The sequence below is a fragment of the Kitasatospora purpeofusca genome, assembly GCF_036010405.1.
Taxonomy (GTDB): domain Bacteria; phylum Actinomycetota; class Actinomycetes; order Streptomycetales; family Streptomycetaceae; genus Kitasatospora; species Kitasatospora purpeofusca.
This window is the reverse complement of the sequence record NZ_CP108561.1, coordinates 1,337,425-1,356,087: the sequence shown is the minus strand read 5'-3', so window position 1 is coordinate 1,356,087 and position 18,663 is coordinate 1,337,425. Positions and strand designations below refer to the sequence as shown.

Here is an 18,663-nt window from a genome sequence, read left to right as displayed (position 1 = left end):
GCCCACCATCGCGGCGGCCACCGCCGCCGGGCCGAACCTGCGCCGAAGCGCCCCTTGCCGAGCCATGCCGACCTCCGAGGTCCGTATCGCCCGCCCCCCGCTGCCCGGACCAACGTCCCGGCCACCGCGTACGGTTCCGGCCCGAACGGAGGGGGCGGGGCGAGCGGCCGCCGGATGGGCGCGGACGACTGGCGAGGCCCTCGGGCGCATGGTGCGCTGGCATCGAATGTATGCGAACCAACCTGGCCCCGCCGTGCCCACCCCGGAAGTGAGTCCCTTCATCATGACCGTTTCGACCGGACCGACCGGACCGACCGAACCCGCCGAACTGCTCGCGCGGATCCCCGACTTCGAGCAGGCCCTCGCCTACTACCGCCGCCACCTGGCCCCGGACACGGCCATCGACCTGTCCGTCGCGGAGAACGTCCTCGTCTACCAGGACTCGATGCAGAAGATGGTGTTCGACCACACCGCGCTGCTGCCGGAGACCTACATCCACTACATGTCCGCGTACGGCGGCCCCGACCTGCGGAACGAGGTCGCGGCGCTGCTGAGCAAGGCGTTCGAGGTCCGGGTCGAGGCGGGCGACGTGTTCGGCACCGGCGGCGTCGGTTCGGCGCTGGAGTGTCTGGCGTTCGCGCTCCAGGACCCGCCGAAGCCGGGGGAGACCGGCCCGCCGCCGCTGGTGGAGGGGGACGCCGTGCTGCTGCCGGCGCCGTACTGGCAGGGGTTCAACTGGTCGTTCGAGCAGCGGCCGAAGCTGAAGTGCGTACCGGTGAAGCTGCCGACGGAGGGGCCGGAGCGGTTCCGGCTGACCCTGGACGCGATCAAGGAGGAGTACTTCGAGTACCACCGCCTCTTCGACGCGTTCCCCCGCCTGCTGGTGCTGACCAACCCGCACAACCCGCTCGGCGTCAACTACGGGAAGCAGTTGCTGGAGGAGATCTACGCCTGGGTGATCGACGAGACCGACATGCACGTCATCTCGGACGAGATCTATGCACATTCACAGGTCCACGGTGTGCGGGTGCCGTTCACCAACGCGTTCGCCCTGGACGCGTACCGGCGGGCGCCGGAGCGGATCCACGTGGTGTGGGGGTTCGCCAAGGACTTCGGGCTGTCGGGCTTCCGGACCGGGTTCGTGGTGTCGAAGTACGGCCCCGTGCAGCGGGCGATGCTCGGTACGGCGGGCATCGAGGAGAAGAAGCACCCGATGTCGTGGTTCACCCCGGTCGATTCGCTGAAGCAGTACGTGCTCGGCGCGCTCCTGGAGACCACGGTCAACGGGACCGGTTCGGAGCTGTACACCGACTACGCGATGCGCCGCTACCGGGAGCTGCTGAGCGCGAGCTTCGAGCGGGTGAAGGACCGACTCGTCGCCCGGGGCATCGAGTTCGTCCACACCGAGGGCGACAACCCGGCCCAGTTCTTCTGGCTGGACCTCACCGCGTACCTGGGCAGGATCCCGCCCAACGGCCCGCACAGCGTCACCCCGCTGCCGTTCACGGAGAACAGCGGGGTGGACTCGGAGGAGCTGAAGCTGTTCAACTACCTCGCCGGCGGCCCCACCGAAGTCACCCTCCTCCCCGGCGGGACCATGCACAGCCCCGCCCCCGGCTATTTCCGCCTGTGCTTCACCGCGTACCAGCCGGAGGTCGTCTGCGAGGCGATCGACCGCGTCGCCGACGCCCTGGCCGCGTTGGGGGCTCCGGAGTAGCGAAGGAAGTCCGACCCCGGTGCTCAGGCCCGGTCGAGCCGGCGGGTGATCCGGCCGAGCAGGTCCTGCAGGGGCTCGCCGACGTCCCGGCCGAACTCGGTGAGCCCGTAGGTGACCCGGGGCGGCGTCGCCGGCTCGACCACCCGCCACACCAGGCCGTCCTGGACCAGCGCCCGCAGGGTCTGCGCGAGCATCTTCTCGCTGATGCCCCGGATGCTGTCGCGCAGTTCGAAGAAGCGCAGATCGTTGCTCTGCAGGGCGATCAGCACCCAGACGCCCCAGCGGCTGGTCACATGGTCGACCGTCTCGCGCGCCGCGCAGTCGGTGTGAAACACCTCATACCGCTTGCCGGTCGCACCGCGTTCCAGCTGCACACCTTCCGTCATGTCCGGAGCTTACCCCGGGGTATGTCCTTACGAACGGTAAGCCAGCAGCTCTAGCGTCGGCAGCCTCACCGGGCAACGAACGAGGAGCTGACCATGATCGTGGTGACCGGGGCCACCGGAAACATCGGCAGGCCGCTGACGCGGGCGCTGGCGGAGGCGGGCGAGCGGGTGACGGCGGTGTCGCGGCACCCGGCGGCGGTGCCGGACGGCGTCCGCCACCTGACGGCCGACCTGGCCGGACCGGCGGCCCTGGAGGCCGTGCTGGAGCCCGTGCTGACGGAGGCGAAGGCCCTGTTCCTGCTGCTCTCGGGCGATCTGCACGGCCCGGGCGGCGCTCCGGCCCGGCTCGTCGGCCGGGCTGCGGCGGCCGGGGTCCGGCGGATCGTCCTGCTCTCCACCCAGGGTGTGGTGACCAGGCCGTTCGGCTCGACCCGGATCGCGATGCGCGCGCTGGAGGACCTGGTCCGGGAGTCCGTCCCCGAGTGGGCGATCGTGCGGCCGGGCGGCTTCGCCTCCAACGCGCTGTGGTGGGCCGGGTCCGTCCGGGCGGGGCGGTCCGTCACGGCGCCGTTCGGTGACGTCGCGACGCCGGTCGTCGACCCGGCGGACATCGCCGAGGTCGCGGCCGCCTGCCTGCTGGAGGACCGGCACGTCGGCGGCGTGTACGAGCTGACCGGCCCGGAGCCGATCAGCCCGCGCGGGCAGACGGCGGCGCTCTCCGCCGCGCTCGGGGTGCCGCTGCGCTTCCACGAGCTGTCCCGCGAGGAGGCCGCAGCCGCGATGGCCCGGAGCATGCCGGTGGAGCTCGCCGACGACACCCTCGACATCCTCGGCGCGCCGAGCGCGGCGGAACTGCGGATCGGCCCGGGCGTCCGGGAGGTGCTGGGCCGCGACCCGAGGTCCTTCGCCGACTGGGCCGCGCGCCATGTCGACGCGTTCCGCTGAGCGGGGCACGCCGCCGGGGCCGTCGACGAAAGCCGCTTGACCCGTCCGGGACGATGGGAGCGTGATCAGCAGGGAACGCGCGATCGAACTCGTCGAGTCCTACCTGGCCGTGATGGCATGGCCGGGGGGCGGCCGGGCTCCCGAGGTGGCCGTCTACGCGGTGGAGGAGCACAGCGTCGGCTGGCTGGCCTTCTGGGACACCGCCGCCTTCCGCCGCACCGGCGACGCGCGGTTCAGCTTCGGGGGCGGCGGCAGTCACGTGCTGGTCGACCGGGAGGACGGGAGCCTGCACTTCGTCCCCAACGCCCGGGAGAACGACGAGGGCTGGGAGGACCACTACCTCCTCCAGGCCAAGGGCGTCCGCCGCCCCGACCCGCTGGCCGCCGAGGTCCGCGCCCTCGTCCGCTCCGCCGGGGCCGTCGCCGCGATGGGCCACCTGCGCAAGCGGGCTCCCGGGCTGAGCCTCCAGCAGGCGAGGGCCTACCTCACCGCCGTGCGCGAGGGCGCCGAACCGCCGGAGGAGCTGGCGAGCCTCACCCGCAAGGAGCCGAGGTGGCCGCTGTGGCCGGTCGAGACCCTGGCCGGGCCCGTCGAGCAGTAGCCGTCGGCACCGAATTGGCTGGCCACGGACAGGTCCGGGCTGCGACGATGCGCGGATGATCACTCTCCCCGACGAGCTCGGCCACCTCTCCTACGTCGTCGTCGGCGACGGACCGCCCGTCGTCCTCGTGCACGCCGGCGTCGCCGACCACCGGATGTGGGACGCCGTCGTGCCCGCGCTCGCCGAGCACCACACCGTCGTCCGCTACGACCTGCGGGGCTTCGGCGAGTCCGCGCCCCCGACCGGCCCGTTCAGCGAGACCGACGACCTGCTCCGCCTCCTGGACCACCTCGGCCACGACCGGGTCCGGCTCGTCGGCGCCTCCTGGGGCGGCCGGGTCGCCGCGGAGTTCACGCTCACCCACCCGGACCGCGTCCACTCCCTCGCGCTGCTCGCGGCACCGTGGCCGGGCTACGACTGGTCCGCCGACATGGTCGCCTACGACGAGGCCGAGACCGCCGCCCTGGAGTCCGGCGACCTCGACACCGCGGTCCGGATCAACCTCGACATGTGGCTGCGCGGCCCGGCCCGCCGCTGGAACGAGGTGGCCGACGGCCTGGCCGACCGCCTCCGCGCCCCGATGCGGACCTCCCTGGTGAACCAGCCCGCCGTCGGCGAGCACTCTCAGGGCCCCTCGGCCCGCGCGGTCTCCGCCGTCGCCACCCCCACCCTGGTGGCCGTCGGCGGCCTGGACGTCCCCGACTTCCAAGCCATCGCCCGCCACTACGCCACCGAGATCCCGAACGCCACCCTGATCGAGTTCCCCACCGCCGCCCACCTCATCGCCCTGGACGCCCCCACCGAACTCACCGCCACCCTGCTGCCCTTCCTGGCCGCCTGAGCGGACAGCACCGGCTGCGGACCGGCGCTGTCCGCACAGGACGTCGGCCACACCGACTTCCCCATCCACACCCGCCGGCCGGGCCGGCTTCGGCCTCTTGCGGTGACGAGTCCTGCTGGCATCCTGAAGCGACGGTCACGAGCCCTGCTGGAGCCGTTCCGCAGCCTGAGCGGGGGTGTCGTAGTAGCCGGGCCGTGCCAACAGGACCGAGCTGAAGTAGTAGCCCTGATCCTCCTCCGGCTCGTCGTCGGCCGCGAACGGGCGCCAGAAGCTCAGGAGCAGGTCAGGGGCGACGAACGACGCCGGGTCGTCGGGGTCCGCCTCGATCGAGGTGTACTCGCCCATGCGCTGAACCAGCTCGCGGGCCGGAATCGCGAACACGTCCAGGCCGCGATAGACGACCCGGTCCGTCGGGGTCGACGGCCTCCCGAGCTCGATGGCTTCGAGCATGTCTCGCGTGCAGTGGATGCTGATCATCAGTCCACTGGGACGGAAGACGTGCTGACCCGGCCGGTCGGACTCCGAGAGCGCGGAGGGATCGCGGAGCGAGTCCAGCGCTGCGTCGGCCGAGTGCCGATCCATGCCGACCCGCAACGGGCCGACGCCGTTCGGTGGGGCGAGGTCGAAGTCCATGCGTGCATGATCCCAAACAGGTCCGTCAATGAGCCACGAAGGGCCGTCCCGCCCCGAGACGGCAGAGCGTGACTGTCCATACTGCTGGTCATGGCAGATCGCAGTCCGGCTCTCCGGATCATCACCTCGGCGGCGCGGGAGTCACTGAAGCCGCTCGGCCTGGCCCAGCAAGGGCGGTCCCGGCTGTGGATCGATGATCACGGGTGGTGGCTGGGGGTCGTGGAGTTCACCCCGCCGCGGACCGCGGGCAGTGGCCTGTACGTCGGTGCGATGTGGTTGTGGCACGACGTGGAGCACCTGTCCTTCCACGTGGACGGGGGCCGGGTCGGCGCCGAGCTGTTTCGCACGGAGGACCAGTTCACGCGGCTGGCGTTCGACCTCGGTCGGCAGGCGGCCGCGAGCGTGGTGGCGCTGAGGGAGACGTTCCCGGCTCTGCCGGACGCCGCCAGGTACCTGATGTCCAGGCCGGTGCGAGGGGGCTACCTCTGGGACGGCTTCGACGCCGGGATCGCAGCCGCCCTGATCGGGGCCCCGGACATGGCCCGCCACCACTTCGATCGCGTCCTCCGAGAAGACCCGCTGGTTCCATGGATGATCGAGGCCCAGGAGAAGGCGCGTGAGCTTCACGCGCTCGCGCCGGATCGTGATGCCGTCGTCGCATGGGTCACGCGGGCCATCGACTCGTGCCGGAGGAAGCTGGGACTGGAACCCGTGCCGCTCGTGCTCAGCTGAACGGCCCGACCGACAGGACGCGGGAGGGGTCGGCAAGATCAACAGCGGCAGGGACCAGGGATGCCGAAGAACTCGGACCAGAGCCCGATCTCCTGAACAGGGCCGAGCCGTGGAACGGGGAGGCAGCGCCGGTGCTTCTCCCGGGCGGCGGACCCCTGGGGTCACGCCGCCCCGGCCCCCGCGTCGTTCCCCGCCGCGGCCTCGCCGCGGTCCTGGGCGGCCATGACCTCGTCGCCGTGCTCGAAGGCCCAGGCGCCGACGGCCTCGATCGGGGCGAGGAAGCTGCGGCCCAGGGCGGTGAGGCGGTAGTCGACGCGGGGTGGGGCGCCGGGGAGGGGGTGGCGGTCGACGAGGCCGTTGAACTGGAGGCGGCGCAGGGTCTCGGTGAGCACCTTGGAGCTGATTCCGCCGATCCGTTCCCGCAGTTCGACGGGGCGGCGGGGGCCGTCGCGCAGGGCCCGGAGGACCACGGCGTTCCAGGTGTTGGAGAGCAGGTCGAAGGCGAGGCGGGCGCGGCAGTCGGCGAGGCGGGCATCGATGGGCACGTACCGAATGGTGCCTGACGGGTTCTCTAGCGTCATGGGGGACGGGGAGTCGGACCGGGAGACCCCCGCGACACGGAGGGCGGCGTGATGAGGATCGGCGTGCTGGGCACGGGCAACATGGCGGACGCGCTCGCGACCCACTGGGTGCGGGCCGGGCACGAGGTGACGGTCGGTGGGCGGGACGCCGCCGCCGCGGGGCGCCTCGCCCGGCGGATCGGGGGCGGGGCGCGGGCCGCCGGGCTGCGGGCGGCGGCCGCGGTCGGCGAGGTGGTGCTGGCCGCGCTTCCCTACGGCGCGGGGGCGGAGGTGGTGCGGGAGCTGCGCGCGGAGCTGGACGGCACGGTGCTGGTGGACTGCTCCAACCCCGTCGGCCCGGGCTTCCGGCTGCTGACGGACGGCGGGCCCTCGGCGGCGCGGCAGTTGGCCGGGGCGGCGCCGGGGGCCGAGGTGGTCAAGGCGTTCAACCTCTGCCACGAGGACGTGTGGCGGATGCGGCCGCCCGTCTTCGACGGAAGGCCGTTGGCGGTGCCGCTGTGCGGGGACGACGCGGCGGCCCTGGCCCTGGTGTCCCAGCTGGTGCGGGACGCGGGCTGCCGGCCGGTGGCGGCCGGCGGTCTCGACCGGGCGGGCCTGCTGGAGGCGACCGCGGCGCTGTTCATCGGCCTGTGGGTCGGCGAGGGCGCGGATGCGCAGGCGATCGCGCCGCCGCTGTCCCACGCGGCCGGCGAGCCGGCGGCCGGTGGGGTCCGGAGCACTACCGGGGCTGCGGACGGACGGTGAGGATCTGTTCGGCCTGGCCGACCGGGCCGTCGGCGTCGTGCAGCACGCTGCTGGTGAGGCCCTGGCCGGTCGGGCCGAAACTGGCCGTGGTGTCCAGGCCGGTCCAGGGGCCGCGCGGTTGCCGGAACAGATGGACGGTCAGGTCGACGTTGGGGAACATCCACTCGGCCGGGTCCTGCTGCACGGCGATGCCGTTCGCCGTGTCCACCAGCGCGAGGAAGGAGGCGAGGGCGCTGCTCGGCTCGTCCGCGACCAGGTCCATCCGCGAGGAGATCCAGGCCGCCGTACGGCCGCGGCGGGTCGGCGGCACCCGGCGGAGGTCGACCGAGGCGACGTAGCCGCCGTTCCACTCCTGGTCCATCGCCCACGGCGCGAGGTCCTCGGGGGCGGGCAGCGGCTCGATCGGGCTGTCGGCGACGGCCGAGGTGTCCAGGGCGGCCAGCAGCCAGGCCCGGGCCCGGACCACGGCCCGTCCGCCGATCACCACGGTCGCTTCGAGGAGCTCGATGGTCCGCCCGGGACGGACGGACTCCACGGTGATCTCGCACTCGTCGAGCGCGATCCGGCCGAGGATGTCGTAGCTGATCCGCCCGAGCGTCAGCCCGCCGTCGCCCCCGGGCCGCTCCGCCAGCCAGCGCTCGATCGCGTGCACCACCAGCCCGGCCAGCGGACTGAAGTGCTGCTCGTCGGCGCTCCACGCCCCACCCGCGTGCGCGGTGGGCTTGAACGCCCGGGCGCCGGTTCGCTGGTAGTAGCTCTCACGCGCGAGGTCGCTGCTGCTCAAGGGGATCCGCTCCTCGGCCGGGACAGGTGCATCGGTCACGAATCGTAGGCTCCCTCGGCCGTCCCGGTCGCCGTGATCTCCCGCACACGCTCGGGGTGCGACGGTGTCACGCGACGGTGTCACGTGGCGTCTCACGTGGCGTCTCACGCGTCGGCGTCAGTGGTGCGCTGTTGACTGGGTGCCATGACCGTGCGCGACCTTCTGCCCCTGCTGCCCGATCCGGCCGAGCTCCGGGCCCGGTGCCGCGGGATCGCCCTGCTCGACAGCATCCTCGACCCGCACGCGCCCGTGCACGCGTTCGTCCGCGACTGGCGCGAGGGCGTGGACCTGGCCACCATGGACAACGGCTCCGGCGACCAGTACGCGATCGTGTTCGACCCGGCCGGGGTGTTCCTGTACGGGTTCGACCACGAGAGCGACGCCAGCCCGTGGCGGGACGAGGACCACGAGCACTGGCCCGGTCTGCTGGACGGCCTGCCCGCCCCACTCGCCCACTACGCGCAGACGCCGGAGTTCCAGTTCGAGGGGTTCTTCGACGCGACGGTCTGCGCCTGGCGCGAGAGCGGCGATGCCGAGTGGCGGTGCGGGCCGGTGGAGTTCGGGGCCGAGGAGACGGACGGCGCCGAGGGGCTGTTCGGCCTGCTCGTCGACGCGGGTCCGGGAGCGTACGCGGGCTTCGCCGAGGACTACTTCGAGCGCTCGGTGGACCGCGGGGCGGTGGCGGCGGTGCTGGCGGGTGACCCGTTGACCCGGCGGACGGTCGAGTCGCTGTGCGTCGGCGCGGACTTCGGGGCCGTCGCCGCGCGGGCCCGGGCGATGGGCTTCGGGGAGCCGGCCGGGAGCCGGAAATAACATCGAGCGGGAGGAAGGCGGATCGTAGGCTGGGGCGCATGGCCTACACGAAGACCTCCTTCGTCTGTCTGCCCTGCCGGGCCTCCTACAAGCAGGCGTACGGCAGCCGGACGGACGAGCGGCGCTGTCCGCGCTGTGCCGGTGCGCTGATCCACGCGGGCTCCGCCTTCGCGGCGCCGCCGCGTCGGGACACTGCGGCCTGGCGCACGCTCACGTTGCTGCTGAACGCGGGCATCGGCTTCCACAAGAGCTGCTGCGGCGGCCCGGGCTACCGGCCCCGGACCCGGCACGAGGTGCGCGAGCGCACGCTCTACGCCCGTCGCTCCGGCGAGCCGCTGGCGCAGGCGCTGCTGCACCGGGACGTCCCGTGGGAGCGGACGGCCCGGTGAGCGGCGTGGGAAGTCGGGCGGGCCGACTTCCCACGTGCTTCCCGAGTGCTTCCCGTGCGCTTCCCGTGCGCTTCCCGTGCGGGGGTGGCGGGTTCAGCTCGCCAGGACCACCGGGCGGTGCGCCGCCGGGGCGAAGCCCTTCACGATGAGGCGGACGGCCAGGGTGACCTCCCAGGCGAAGACCGGGAGCGCGGCCAGCGAGCCGATCGCCGACACCTGAGGGTAGAGGCCGAACAGCACGGCCACCGCCGAGGCGAGGATCAGCGGGCCGCCGATCAGGCCGAGCAGGGCGACGGGGCGGGGCACCAGCCGTGAGCGGTGCATCAGGAACGCCAGGGCGAGCGAGTTGGCGCCCAGGACGACGTTGGGGCCGAGCAGGAACGTCCAGTCGTGGACGGCGACCAGGGCGCGGGCGGCGGTGGCCGCCCCGGCGCCGGCGTCCTGCCGCAGGGTGACGACGGCGAGCATGCTGACGATACCGACCGCGATCACTGCGGCCTCCAGCAGCCGCCCGCAGACGTAGCCGAGCGCCAGTGCCTCCTGATGCCGCCGCAGCACCGGGTACAGCGCCACCCCGGTGCCGATCACCGCCAGCACCAGCACCACCTCGCACAGCGCCCCCGCCGCGACCCGGCCGTCCGCGCCCCGTCCCGCCGCACCGGACCCGGCCACGTAGGCGGCGCCGTCCAGCGCGGGCCGGTACAGCAGCATCCCGGCGATCGCGGCCACTTCGGTCACGAGGAACAGTACGCCCGTGACCACCGCCGTCTTCCTGTCCCCGGTCGCCTTCACCAGAACCAGCCCCTCTCCGTCGACCCCAGGTGTACGGCGTACACCTGGGGCTCACCGTAGGCGTACGCCGTACACTCGTCAAGCCGACGAGGAGAGGAGCCGGAGATGAGCGAGAGCGAAGGGGTGCGCCGCACCCCGCTGAACCGGGAGCGCGTACTGGCCGCCGCCGTGGCGTTCGCCGACCGCGAGGCGGGCGGCACCGACGCCCTGAGCATGCGCAAACTCGCCCAGGACCTGGGCGTGGTGCCGATGGCGCTCTACAAGCACGTCGCCAACAAGGAGGAACTGCTCGCCGGCATGGTCGATGCCGTCGTCGGCGGGATCGACCCGCCCGCCGCGGGCGCCGACTGGAAGACGGCCGTACGCGAACGCGTCCTGTCCGCCCGCCGGGCGCTGCGCCGCCATCCTTGGGCGCCGCGCGTGATCGAGTCGCTGCCCGCGCCGACCCCCGCGGTGCTCGGCCATCTGGACGCGGTGATCGGCCTGCTCCGGGCCGGCGGCCTCTCCGCCGACCTCGCCCACCACGCCATGCACGCACTCGGCGGCCGCCTCCTGGGCTTCACCCAGGAACTCTTCGACGCCTCCCCGGGAGCAGCCCCCGACCCCCGCGTCGCGGCCCAACTGGCCGCCCGCTACCCGCACATCGCCGAGGTCGCCGCCACGGCCGCCCATGCGGAGCGCGCGGCGGAGGACGGTACGGCGGTCGGCGGCGGCTGCGACGACCAGTTCGAGTTCGAGTTCGCCCTGGACGTCCTGCTCGACGGCATCGAGCGTCTGCACCTGGCCGGTTGGACCTCGGCGGGCGGAGGAAGCTGTTGCGGGTGATCGCGATTGCGTCTTGAATGGTCCAGACCACAATGGGGGGACCACACTTATGACCATTCCTCAGCGCACCGTCGTCCTGGGCACATTGGGCTTCGGCACGATCGTCGACGAGGAGACCTCGTTCCGGATCCTGGATCGCTTCGTCGAGGGCGGCGGGACCGTCCTCGACACCGCGAACAACTACGCGTTCTGGATCGACGGCGCCACCGGTGACGAGAGCGAGGCCGTGATCGGCCGCTGGCTGGCCAGTCGCAAGGCCCGCGACCAGGTCGTCATCAGTACCAAGGTCGGCGCCCGGCCCACCGTGCCGGGGGCCGGTCTCGAAGCGGCCGAGGGGCTGTCGGAGAAGGCGATCCGGGCGGGTATCGAGGGCAGTCTGCGGCGGCTCGGCACGGACCGGGTCGAGGTGTACTGGACGCACATCGAGGACCGTTCGGTGCCGCTCGCCGAGACGGTGGAGGCCCTCGCCGGGCTGGTGGCCTCCGGCAAGGCGGGTGCGGTCGGTGCCAGCAACCACGCCGTGTGGCGGGTGGAGCGGGCCCGCGCGCTGGCCGGGGACGGACCGCGCTACTCGCACCTGCAGTACCGCTACTCGTACCTCCAGCCGCGCTTCGACGTGCCGCTGCTGTCCTCCGCCCATGTGCACGTGACGTCCGAACTCCTGGACTACGTGCGTTCCGAGGGGGATCTGCGGCTCTGGGTCTACAGCCCGATCCTCTCCGGCGGGCTCACCCGTGACGACGTCGAGATCGGCGCCGCCTACGACCACCCGGGCACGCCGAGGCGTCTCGCCGCGCTGCGGGAGGTGGCGCGGGAGAGCGGTGCGACCGTCAACCAGGTGGCGCTCAGCTGGCTGCTCGACCACGAGGCGGGGATCCTGCCGCTGGTCGGCGTGAGCCGGACCGCCCAGCTGGACGAGGCGCTCGGCGCCCTCGACCTGACGCTCACGGTGGAGCAGCGGAAACGGCTGGACGAGGCCGCGCTGTAAGGAGTACCCCCGGGGGCCCGCTCGGGGCCCCCGGGGACACGGCCCGCTCAGGCGGCCGGGTAGCCGATCTCCGCGATGTCCTCGGCGAGGTCGTCCAGGTCGGCGTCCGGGTCGATGGCCGCCACGACGGCGGCCGTGAGCGGGCGCAGCGCGAGCACGTGCGCGACCGCCGCCGGATCGGGGGTGTGCTCGGGCTCGTAGTACTCCTCGGCCCAGGCCAGGTACGCCTCCGCCGGGTCGGCGGCGGCGAGCAGGGCGAACAGCCCCACCCCGCCCGTCGGAGCGGCCGCGGGCGCCTGCCACCCGTCGTCGCCACCGGCGCCGTGCCAGAAGCAGACGGTGGCGAGCGGCACGCCGTCCTCCTCGCCGAAGGCCGGCTCCACGGTCTGGGCGCGGAAGGCCTCGGGCACCTCGGGGAGCAGTCGCGGCGCGGCGTTCGGCGCGGTGTGGTCGAAGCCGCGCGCGTACACGCCGGCCTCGGAGAACACCATGAACCAGTCGTCGCCCTCCCCGTCGCGCATCGACGCCATCTGCTGGCCGTCGGCCCAGGCGGAGTCGAAGGAGTAGTACCGGCCGCCCCAGTCGGGGCTCAGGATCGCTTCGAGCATGGCGATCCCCCGGCACCGGTCGCGCAGCGAAGCGGGGTCGGGCAGTCGGGCGAGGAGTCCTCGCAGGTCAGGGGTGTCGTGGATGTCGTGCACACCAGGATTCAAGCACGTGCCACCGACAGCGGTCCTGCCCCCGCTGCGGCAGCGAGAGCCGCAGCTCCTGGCCCCGGTGGTCGGACAGTCCCCGGTCGTCGACGAAGGCGTAGTGGTCCACCGCCGCCCCGTCGTTGGTGAACACCCAGTCGAGGCGCCACCAGTCGGCGCCGAGGATGCCGCCCCAGCTGCCGGGGTAGAGGTCGCCGCTCGCCGCGCGGGCGTCGTGCAGGCGGGCGCGGAGCGGGTCGAGGTCGGCCATCGCGGGGCTGGTGTTGAAGTCCCCGGCGACCAGCAGCGGCCGGGAGTTGGCGGCGGTGTCGCGCTCCAGGGCCGCGAACTGCTCGCGGCGGGCCGTGTCGGCCTCGCGCACCACCCGGTAGAAGGCACGGCCGAACACCGACTCCCGGGTGTCCACCTGGACCGGGATGTGCACGTTGTAGAAGGAGACGGCGCGGCCCCGGACGTCGAGGTCGGTGCGCAGCACCTTGCGCCGGGTGAAGAGCTCCGACCAGGGCGCGTCCGCCGCCACCGCCGGGCCGACGGTCGGGGCGGCGAGCACCGGGAAGCGGGAGAGGGTGACCAGCTCGCCGGCCGCCACCACCTGGTAGCCGGGGAACTCCCTCCGGATCCGGTCGAGTTCGTCGATCGGGGTGTGCGTCCCGCGCGCCCGCGCCAGGTACTCCTGGAGCAGGTAGACATCGGCGTCCTGGGCGTGCAGGAAGCGGTAGAAGGCGTCCGGGTCGTCGGTGGTGTCCCAGTACTCGGTGTTCCAGGAGAAGACCCTGATCCCCGGTCCGGCCGGGGCGGCGGCCGGACCCGGCCCCAGGGACGACCAGTTGAGGCCGGTCCGGGGCAGTGCGGCGACCAGCAGCAGGACCGCCGTCGGCACCAGCCACCGCCGCAGGCCCGAGCCGGCGGCGGTGAGCGTCCACGCCAGCGCCAGCAGCGTCACGGGCACGGCGAGGAACAGCAGCGGCGGCGCCAGCGCGGGGACCAGCCAGAACCACCACCGCCCGTTCGCCATGAGGTCCAGTGCCAGGAACGCCGCCCACAGCGCGGTGGCGGCCACCAGCAGGCGCACCCCCGCGGAATGCCGGGAGCGGGGGGAAACGGAATCCGGATCCATGCGGCGGAGCGTAGCAGGGCGGGCCGGGCGCCCGAATTCCCGTGCCCGGCACCCGGACACCCTCGATACGGGGACGATATCCGCCCGATACGCGGTCCGCCTGAACTTGGCCCATGACCTTTTCCGTGACGGTCGTCGTCGCGGCCCACAAGGCGGCCAGAACCCTTTCGGCCTGCCTGGACCCGGTGTACGCGCAGACCCACCGGCCGCACCAGGTGATCGCGGTCGACGACGGATCCACCGATGCCACCGCCCGGATCGCCCAGGTCTACGCGGCCGGGGGCGGCCCGACCGGAGGCTCCGCAGGGAGCCCGCCCGGGGGCCCGCCGTGCGAACTGATCCGGCAGTGGCCGAATCGCGGGGTTTCCGCCGCGCGGAATGCCGGAATCGCGGCGGCGACCGGTGAGGTGATCTTCTTCCTGGATTCCGACGAGGCCCTGACACCCGATTCGGTGGCGAATGCGCTGGAAATCCTGGAAAAGGATCCGGAATGCGGCTGCGTACACGGGGTGATCGCCCCGGAACCACTCTTCGACGACGGACCGGTGGAACGCTACCGGGTGCTGCACGCGCGCTGGTGGCGGGTACGCGGTGCGGGTGACGAGGTCGAACGGCTCGGCCCGCTGCTCGCCGGGACCTACCGGCGCGCGCTGGAAGCGGAGAAGACTCCGCCGTCCGGGCGCCGGATGGCAGCATGGTATAGACCTTTGAGGGTGTCAAGGGCACTTCAAGGCGGACCGGGGCCGGATCCGGCCCCGGTCCGCGCGCCCCCAGCGGCGGCCGGGAACCCTTCCTGCTGACGGACCGTCAGGAGCTGTCGCTCAGTGCGTAGGTGCGGAAAGTGGCGAGCAGCGGAAGCACATCGGTCTTGCTCGGCTCCTCGGTGACGGCCCGCATGGCGTCGATCACAGCGTGCGCGATCACCTTGACCACACCCAGGTCGTCCCCGGCCGTCCCGCCCCAGGCGCGCAGGGTCCGGGTGAGCAGGGCGCTCATCCGGGCGCCGATGTTGGAGCTCACCGCGTCGGTGAGTTCGGCGAGCTCCTCGTCGGTCATGCTGGACCGCAGGCCGAAGGCCAGCGCCATCAGCGTGTCGACGGCGTGCTCGCCGTAGCGCGCGACCAGCGCGGCGAGCGGCTGCTCGGTCGGCCCCCCGGCGGCCAGCGCGGCCAGGGCCTCATCGTCGTCCTTCCAAGCCGCTTCGAGCGCGGCCAGGGCCCGCAGGGCCTCGTCCACCGTCAGGCCATCCGTCATGCGGAGAACCGTATTGAGCGTCCGGGCGCCGGGGGTGGGGTCGGGCCGGTATCTCACCCGATCGAGCGAAAACGGTGCGGTTCCGCCACGGGGCGCCGGGGGCGTGACGTTGCGCGGCGTGGTGGTGCGCGGCGTGGTGGCGCGTGCTCTGCCGCGGCCCGGTCCTCGGTTCAGCCCGCCCCGTGCTCGGCGGTGAAGGCGGCGGCGTCCCAGTCGCCGTGCAGTGCGGGAGCGAGCGCGGCGACCGCGAGCGCGGTGAAGTCCGCGGCCCGGCCCGCGTGTTCGGGCAGCGCGCCGAGCAGCGGCGCACCGGCGGCCGCCCGCGGCAGGTCGGCGAGGTTGCAGCGGTCGGCGAGCCCGGGGGAGTCCGGCCAGGCGCCGACCACCACGCCGAGCAGCGGCAGACCGCGCGCGGCCAGCGCCTCGGCCGTGAGCGCGGTGGTGTTCAGCGTGCCGAGACCGGCCGTCGCCACCAGCAGCACCTCGGCGGGCAGGCCGAGTTCACGCACCGCGCGGGCCTGGTCGGCGAGCGTGCGGCCCAACTCGTCGTAGCGGACCAGCAGCCCGCCGGCGCCCTCGACCAGCACCAGGTCGTGCCGCTCGGCCAGGTCCGCGACCTCCTTCGCCACGTCCTCGGCCGCCAGGCACGGCAGTCCGGAGCGGCGGGCCGCCGTGTCGGGCGCCAAGGGCTCGGGGTAGCGGGCGAGTTCGCGCAGCGTGAGGGCGCCCGGCGTCGGGGCCGCGGGTCCGGCCAGCCGGCGGACCTCCTCGGCGTCGCCCGGCTCCTCGGGGGTGACCCCGGTCTGGCCGGGCTTGAGGACCGCGACCCGCAGACCGGCCCGCAGGGCGCTCGCCGTGACGGCCGCCGTGGTGACGGTCTTGCCGACCTCGGTGCCGGTCCCGGTCACGAAGAGGACGCGTCCGCGCGTGCTGCCGTCCGTGCCCGTGCCGCTGCCCGCGTCCCCGCTCATGTCCCTGTCCGTGCCCATGTTCCCGTTCCCGTTTCCGGTCAGTCGTGCCGTCGTGTTCTCCGCCCCGGCGCTCATCCGGCGGCGGCCGCCGCCGTGACGGCCCGGGCGATCCGCGCCACGTCCTCGTCACCGGTGATGTACGGCGGCATGGTGTAGACGAGGTCCCGGAACGGGCGCAGCCAGACGCCCTCCCGCGCGGCGGCCTCGGTCGCCGCCGCCATGTCCACCGGGTGGTCCAGCTGCACGACGCCGATCGCGCCGAGCACCCGCACGTCCTTGACGCCCGGCAGTGCGGCGGCGTCCGCCAGGCCCGCGGCCAGCCCGGTGCCGATCCGCTTCACCTCGGTCGCCCAGTCCTGCCCGAGCAGCAGGTCGATCGAGGCGTTGGCGACCGCCGCCGCCAGCGGGTTGCCCATGAACGTCGGCCCGTGCGCCAGCACCGGCACCGCGCCGCGGCTGATGCCGTCCGCGATCTCCGCCGTGCACAGGGTGGCCGCCATGGTGAGGTAGCCGCCGGTGAGGGCCTTGCCGAGGCACATCACGTCCGGGGCGACGCCGGCGTGGTCGGCGGCGAACAGCTCGCCGCTGCGGCCGAAGCCGGTGGCGATCTCGTCGAAGACCAGCAGCACCCCGTGCCGGTCGCACAGTTCGCGCAGGATCCGGAGGTAGGCGGGGGAGTGGAAGCGCATCCCGCCGGCGCCCTGCACCACCGGTTCCACGATCACCGCCGCCAGCTCGCCCGCGTGGCGCTCCACCAGCTCCTCGAAGGCCCGGGCGTACGCGTCGTCGAGCGGGGCGTCGAAGCCGGCCGGCGGCTCGGCGGCGAACAGCTGGTGGGGCAGTACCCCGCCCCACAGCTGGTGCATGCCGCCCTGCGGGTCGCACACCGACATCGGGTGGAAGGTGTCCCCGTGGTAGCCGCCGCGCCAGGTGAGCAGCCGCCGCTTCTCGGGCCGGCCCACGGACTGCCAGTACTGGAGGCACATCTTCATCGCGACCTCGACGGCCACCGAGCCCGAGTCGGCGAGGAACACGTGCCGCAGCGGCTCCGGGGTGATCTCCACCAGGGTGGCCGCCAGCCGGACGGCGGGCTCGTGGGTGAGCCCGCCGAACATGACATGGCTCATCCGCCCCAGCTGCCCGCGCACCGCCTCGTCCAGCACCGGGTGCCCGTACCCGTGGATCGCCGCCCACCAGGACGACATGCCGTCCACCAGCTCGCGCCGCCCGCCCGCGACCGGCGCGGCCAACCGCAGCCGGACGCCGGAGGCGGACTCCACCACGTACGGGGTGGAGGTGCCGGGCATCGGCCCGTACGGGTGCCAGACGTGCGCCCGGTCGAGCGCGAGCAGGGTGTCGGTGGACAGCTGGGTCATGGGGGAAGGACTTTCCGAGGGGTGCGGTCGGGGTCCGGCCGGGCCGGGCCCCGGGCGGGGCGGGGTGTCAGGCGTTGGGCGCCAGCTCGGTGCCGGCGCCGCGGCGGCGGACCCGCACCAGGTCGGTGCGCACCTCGTCGGCGGCCTGGTCGGCTGCCTTCTCGGCGGCCCGGTCGGCGGTCGGCGCCGCGTGCCCGTGGCCGCCGCAGGGACCGCAGCCGCCGCCCGTCCCGCAGCCGTCGGCGGCGTCCGCGCCCTCGCTCCCGCCGGGCACGGCGGCCGTGCCGCAGCCGCCGCCCGCGCCGCCCGTGGCCCCGCTTCCGCAACCGCCGGTCGCCGCCGCCGCGATGTCCGCCCGGTGCCGGGGCAGGGTGCTCTCGCCGACGCCCTCGACCTCGAAGCCGGCGTCCGCGATCATGTCGAGGTCGGTCTGCCCGGCCTGGCCCTCGCTGGTCAGGTAGTCGCCCAGGAAGATGGAGTTGGCGAGGTGCAGGCCCAGCGGCTGCATGCTGCGCAGGTGCACCTCGCGGCCGCCCGCGATCCGCACCTCGGTGTCCGGGTTCACGAACCGCACCATGGCGAGGATCCGCAGGCAGCGCTGCGGCGAGAGGTTCCACTCCTTCGCCAGCGGCGTGCCCTCGAACGGGATCAGGAAGTTCACCGGCACCGAGTCGGAGCCCAGCTCGCGCAGCGCGAAGACCACGTCCACCAGGTCCTCGTCGCTCTCGCCCATGCCCGCGATCAGGCCGGAGCAGGCCGACAGGCCGGCGCCGTGCGCCTTCTGCACGGTGTCCACCCGGTCCGCGTAGGTGTGGGTGGTGGCGATGTCGCCGTAGGTGCCCTCGGAGGTGTTCAGGTTGTGGTTGTAGGCGTCGACACCGGCCGCCTTCAGACGCTCCGCCTGGTTGTCGGAGAGCAGGCCGAGGCAGGCGCAGATCTCCACCGCCGGGTCGGCCTCCTTGATGGCCGCGACGGTGTCGGTCACCCGGTCGATGTCACGGTCCGTCGGGCCGCGGCCGCTCGCCACCAGGCAGACCCGCTTGGCGCCGCCCGACACGCCGGCCTTCGCCGCCTCCGCGGCCTGGCCCGGCTTGAGCCACGTGTACTTCAGGATCTCGGCCTTGGAGCCCAGCCGCTGCGAGCAGTAGGAGCAGTCCTCCGGGCACAGCCCGCTCTTCAGGTTCACCAGGTAGTTGAGCTTGACCCGGCGGCCGAACCACCGCCGGCGCACCCGCCCGGCGGCCGCGACCACGTCGAGCAGCTCGTCGTCGGTGGTGGCGAGGACGGCGAGTGCCTCCTCGCGGGTGGGGGTCTCCCCACGCAGGCCCTTGGCGGTGAGGGTATCGAGCAGATCCATGGGCCTGATCCTGCCTGCTGGGCCGCGACGGACGCCAGAGGAAACCCACCAGAAGATCCCGGGGA

At 73.5% G+C, this 18,663-nt stretch carries 22 protein-coding genes; 11 read left to right on the top strand and 11 right to left on the bottom strand.

The window, feature by feature from the left end; all coding sequences use genetic code 11:
- Positions 1 to 283 precede the first annotated feature (283 nt).
- Positions 284 to 1,717 (top strand): pyridoxal phosphate-dependent aminotransferase, encoded by a 1,434-nt coding sequence (locus OG715_RS05920; RefSeq protein WP_266276746.1) that lies wholly within the window; start codon positions 284 to 286, stop codon positions 1,715 to 1,717.
- 23 nt (positions 1,718 to 1,740) lie between these two features.
- On the opposite strand, the gene OG715_RS05915 is transcribed toward OG715_RS05920, so the two are convergent.
- The gene (locus OG715_RS05915; protein WP_266276748.1) at positions 1,741 to 2,103 is read right to left on the bottom strand and encodes a winged helix-turn-helix transcriptional regulator; all 363 of its coding nucleotides are present in this window, start codon (positions 2,101 to 2,103) and stop codon (positions 1,741 to 1,743) included.
- A 93-nt stretch (positions 2,104 to 2,196) separates the two neighbouring features.
- Here OG715_RS05915 and OG715_RS05910 point away from each other — a divergent pair, with 93 nt between their 5' ends.
- The 3 genes from OG715_RS05910 (at position 2,197) to OG715_RS05900 (ending at position 4,490) form a co-directional block, all read left to right on the top strand.
- Positions 2,197 to 3,048, top strand: coding sequence for an SDR family oxidoreductase (locus tag OG715_RS05910; protein ID WP_266276750.1), 852 nt, complete (start codon positions 2,197 to 2,199; stop codon positions 3,046 to 3,048).
- Positions 3,049 to 3,109: 61 nt separating this feature from the next.
- A complete protein-coding gene (locus OG715_RS05905) occupies positions 3,110 to 3,649 on the top strand; it encodes a YrhB domain-containing protein (RefSeq protein WP_266276752.1) in 540 nt (179 codons plus the stop codon).
- A 55-nt stretch (positions 3,650 to 3,704) separates the two neighbouring features.
- A complete protein-coding gene (locus OG715_RS05900; protein WP_266276754.1) occupies positions 3,705 to 4,490 on the top strand; it encodes an alpha/beta fold hydrolase in 786 nt (261 codons plus the stop codon).
- Between the two features lie 135 nt (positions 4,491 to 4,625).
- Here the strand turns inward: OG715_RS05900 and OG715_RS05895 are convergent, their stop codons facing one another.
- Positions 4,626 to 5,123 carry a hypothetical protein gene (locus OG715_RS05895; RefSeq protein WP_266276756.1) on the bottom strand — a complete coding sequence of 166 codons (498 nt, stop codon included), beginning with the start codon at positions 5,121 to 5,123 and terminating at the stop codon, positions 4,626 to 4,628.
- Positions 5,124 to 5,213: 90 nt separating this feature from the next.
- On the opposite strand from OG715_RS05895, the gene OG715_RS05890 reads away from it, so the two are divergent.
- Positions 5,214 to 5,855: a hypothetical protein gene (locus tag OG715_RS05890; protein ID WP_266276758.1), complete on the top strand. Its 642-nt coding sequence runs from the start codon at positions 5,214 to 5,216 to the stop codon at positions 5,853 to 5,855.
- 161 nt (positions 5,856 to 6,016) lie between these two features.
- On the opposite strand, the gene OG715_RS05885 is transcribed toward OG715_RS05890, so the two are convergent.
- Positions 6,017 to 6,400: a winged helix-turn-helix transcriptional regulator gene (locus OG715_RS05885; protein WP_266276760.1), complete on the bottom strand. Its 384-nt coding sequence runs from the start codon at positions 6,398 to 6,400 to the stop codon at positions 6,017 to 6,019.
- A gap of 87 nt (positions 6,401 to 6,487) precedes the next feature.
- On the opposite strand from OG715_RS05885, the gene OG715_RS05880 reads away from it, so the two are divergent.
- Entirely contained in the window at positions 6,488 to 7,180 is a 693-nt protein-coding gene (locus tag OG715_RS05880) for an NADPH-dependent F420 reductase (protein ID WP_266276762.1), read from the top strand.
- Here the strand turns inward: OG715_RS05880 and OG715_RS05875 are convergent.
- A complete protein-coding gene (locus tag OG715_RS05875) occupies positions 7,155 to 7,964 on the bottom strand; it encodes a thioesterase family protein (RefSeq protein WP_266277440.1) in 810 nt (269 codons plus the stop codon). The two genes, OG715_RS05880 and OG715_RS05875, sit on opposite strands and share 26 nt — an antisense overlap.
- A gap of 183 nt (positions 7,965 to 8,147) precedes the next feature.
- On the opposite strand from OG715_RS05875, the gene OG715_RS05870 reads away from it, so the two are divergent.
- Both OG715_RS05870 and OG715_RS05865 read left to right on the top strand, forming a co-directional pair.
- Positions 8,148 to 8,816, top strand: coding sequence for a hypothetical protein (locus OG715_RS05870; RefSeq protein WP_266276764.1), 669 nt, complete (start codon positions 8,148 to 8,150; stop codon positions 8,814 to 8,816).
- 38 nt (positions 8,817 to 8,854) lie between these two features.
- Complete coding sequence (locus OG715_RS05865; protein WP_266276766.1) at positions 8,855 to 9,205, top strand: deoxyxylulose-5-phosphate synthase; 351 nt, start codon at positions 8,855 to 8,857, stop codon at positions 9,203 to 9,205.
- Positions 9,206 to 9,298: 93 nt separating this feature from the next.
- Here OG715_RS05865 and OG715_RS05860 read toward each other — a convergent pair whose 3' ends face one another.
- Positions 9,299 to 9,967 carry a DUF4386 domain-containing protein gene (locus tag OG715_RS05860; RefSeq protein WP_327064118.1) on the bottom strand — a complete coding sequence of 223 codons (669 nt, stop codon included), beginning with the start codon at positions 9,965 to 9,967 and terminating at the stop codon, positions 9,299 to 9,301.
- Between the two features lie 135 nt (positions 9,968 to 10,102).
- Here OG715_RS05860 and OG715_RS05855 point away from each other — a divergent pair, with 135 nt between their 5' ends.
- Positions 10,103 to 10,822 (top strand): TetR/AcrR family transcriptional regulator, encoded by a 720-nt coding sequence (locus OG715_RS05855; RefSeq protein ID WP_266276770.1) that lies wholly within the window; start codon positions 10,103 to 10,105, stop codon positions 10,820 to 10,822.
- Between the two features lie 49 nt (positions 10,823 to 10,871).
- A complete protein-coding gene (locus OG715_RS05850; RefSeq protein ID WP_266276772.1) occupies positions 10,872 to 11,810 on the top strand; it encodes an aldo/keto reductase in 939 nt (312 codons plus the stop codon).
- A gap of 47 nt (positions 11,811 to 11,857) precedes the next feature.
- On the opposite strand, the gene OG715_RS05845 is transcribed toward OG715_RS05850, so the two are convergent.
- On the bottom strand, positions 11,858 to 12,511 hold the full coding sequence (locus tag OG715_RS05845) for a hypothetical protein (RefSeq protein ID WP_266276775.1): 654 nt from the start codon (positions 12,509 to 12,511) through the stop codon (positions 11,858 to 11,860).
- On the bottom strand, positions 12,486 to 13,640 hold the full coding sequence (locus OG715_RS05840) for an endonuclease/exonuclease/phosphatase family protein (RefSeq protein WP_266276777.1): 1,155 nt from the start codon (positions 13,638 to 13,640) through the stop codon (positions 12,486 to 12,488). Before OG715_RS05840 ends, OG715_RS05845 begins: the two co-directional genes overlap by 26 nt.
- Before the next feature lie 113 nt (positions 13,641 to 13,753).
- Between OG715_RS05840 and OG715_RS05835 the strand changes: the two genes are divergently transcribed.
- On the top strand, positions 13,754 to 14,440 hold the full coding sequence (locus OG715_RS05835; RefSeq protein ID WP_266276779.1) for a glycosyltransferase family A protein: 687 nt from the start codon (positions 13,754 to 13,756) through the stop codon (positions 14,438 to 14,440).
- 7 nt (positions 14,441 to 14,447) lie between these two features.
- On the opposite strand, the gene OG715_RS05830 is transcribed toward OG715_RS05835, so the two are convergent.
- From OG715_RS05830 to bioB, 4 genes are all read right to left on the bottom strand, one after another.
- Positions 14,448 to 14,894, bottom strand: a complete 447-nt coding sequence (locus OG715_RS05830) for a hypothetical protein (RefSeq protein WP_266276781.1) — start codon at positions 14,892 to 14,894, stop codon at positions 14,448 to 14,450.
- 170 nt (positions 14,895 to 15,064) lie between these two features.
- Entirely contained in the window at positions 15,065 to 15,865 is an 801-nt protein-coding gene (gene bioD, locus OG715_RS05825; RefSeq protein ID WP_266277442.1) for a dethiobiotin synthase, read from the bottom strand.
- Between the two features lie 71 nt (positions 15,866 to 15,936).
- Complete coding sequence (locus OG715_RS05820; RefSeq protein WP_266276782.1) at positions 15,937 to 17,241, bottom strand: adenosylmethionine--8-amino-7-oxononanoate transaminase; 1,305 nt, start codon at positions 17,239 to 17,241, stop codon at positions 15,937 to 15,939.
- A gap of 67 nt (positions 17,242 to 17,308) precedes the next feature.
- A complete protein-coding gene (gene bioB / locus OG715_RS05815) occupies positions 17,309 to 18,598 on the bottom strand; it encodes a biotin synthase BioB (protein WP_266276784.1) in 1,290 nt (429 codons plus the stop codon).
- Positions 18,599 to 18,663 lie beyond the last annotated feature (65 nt).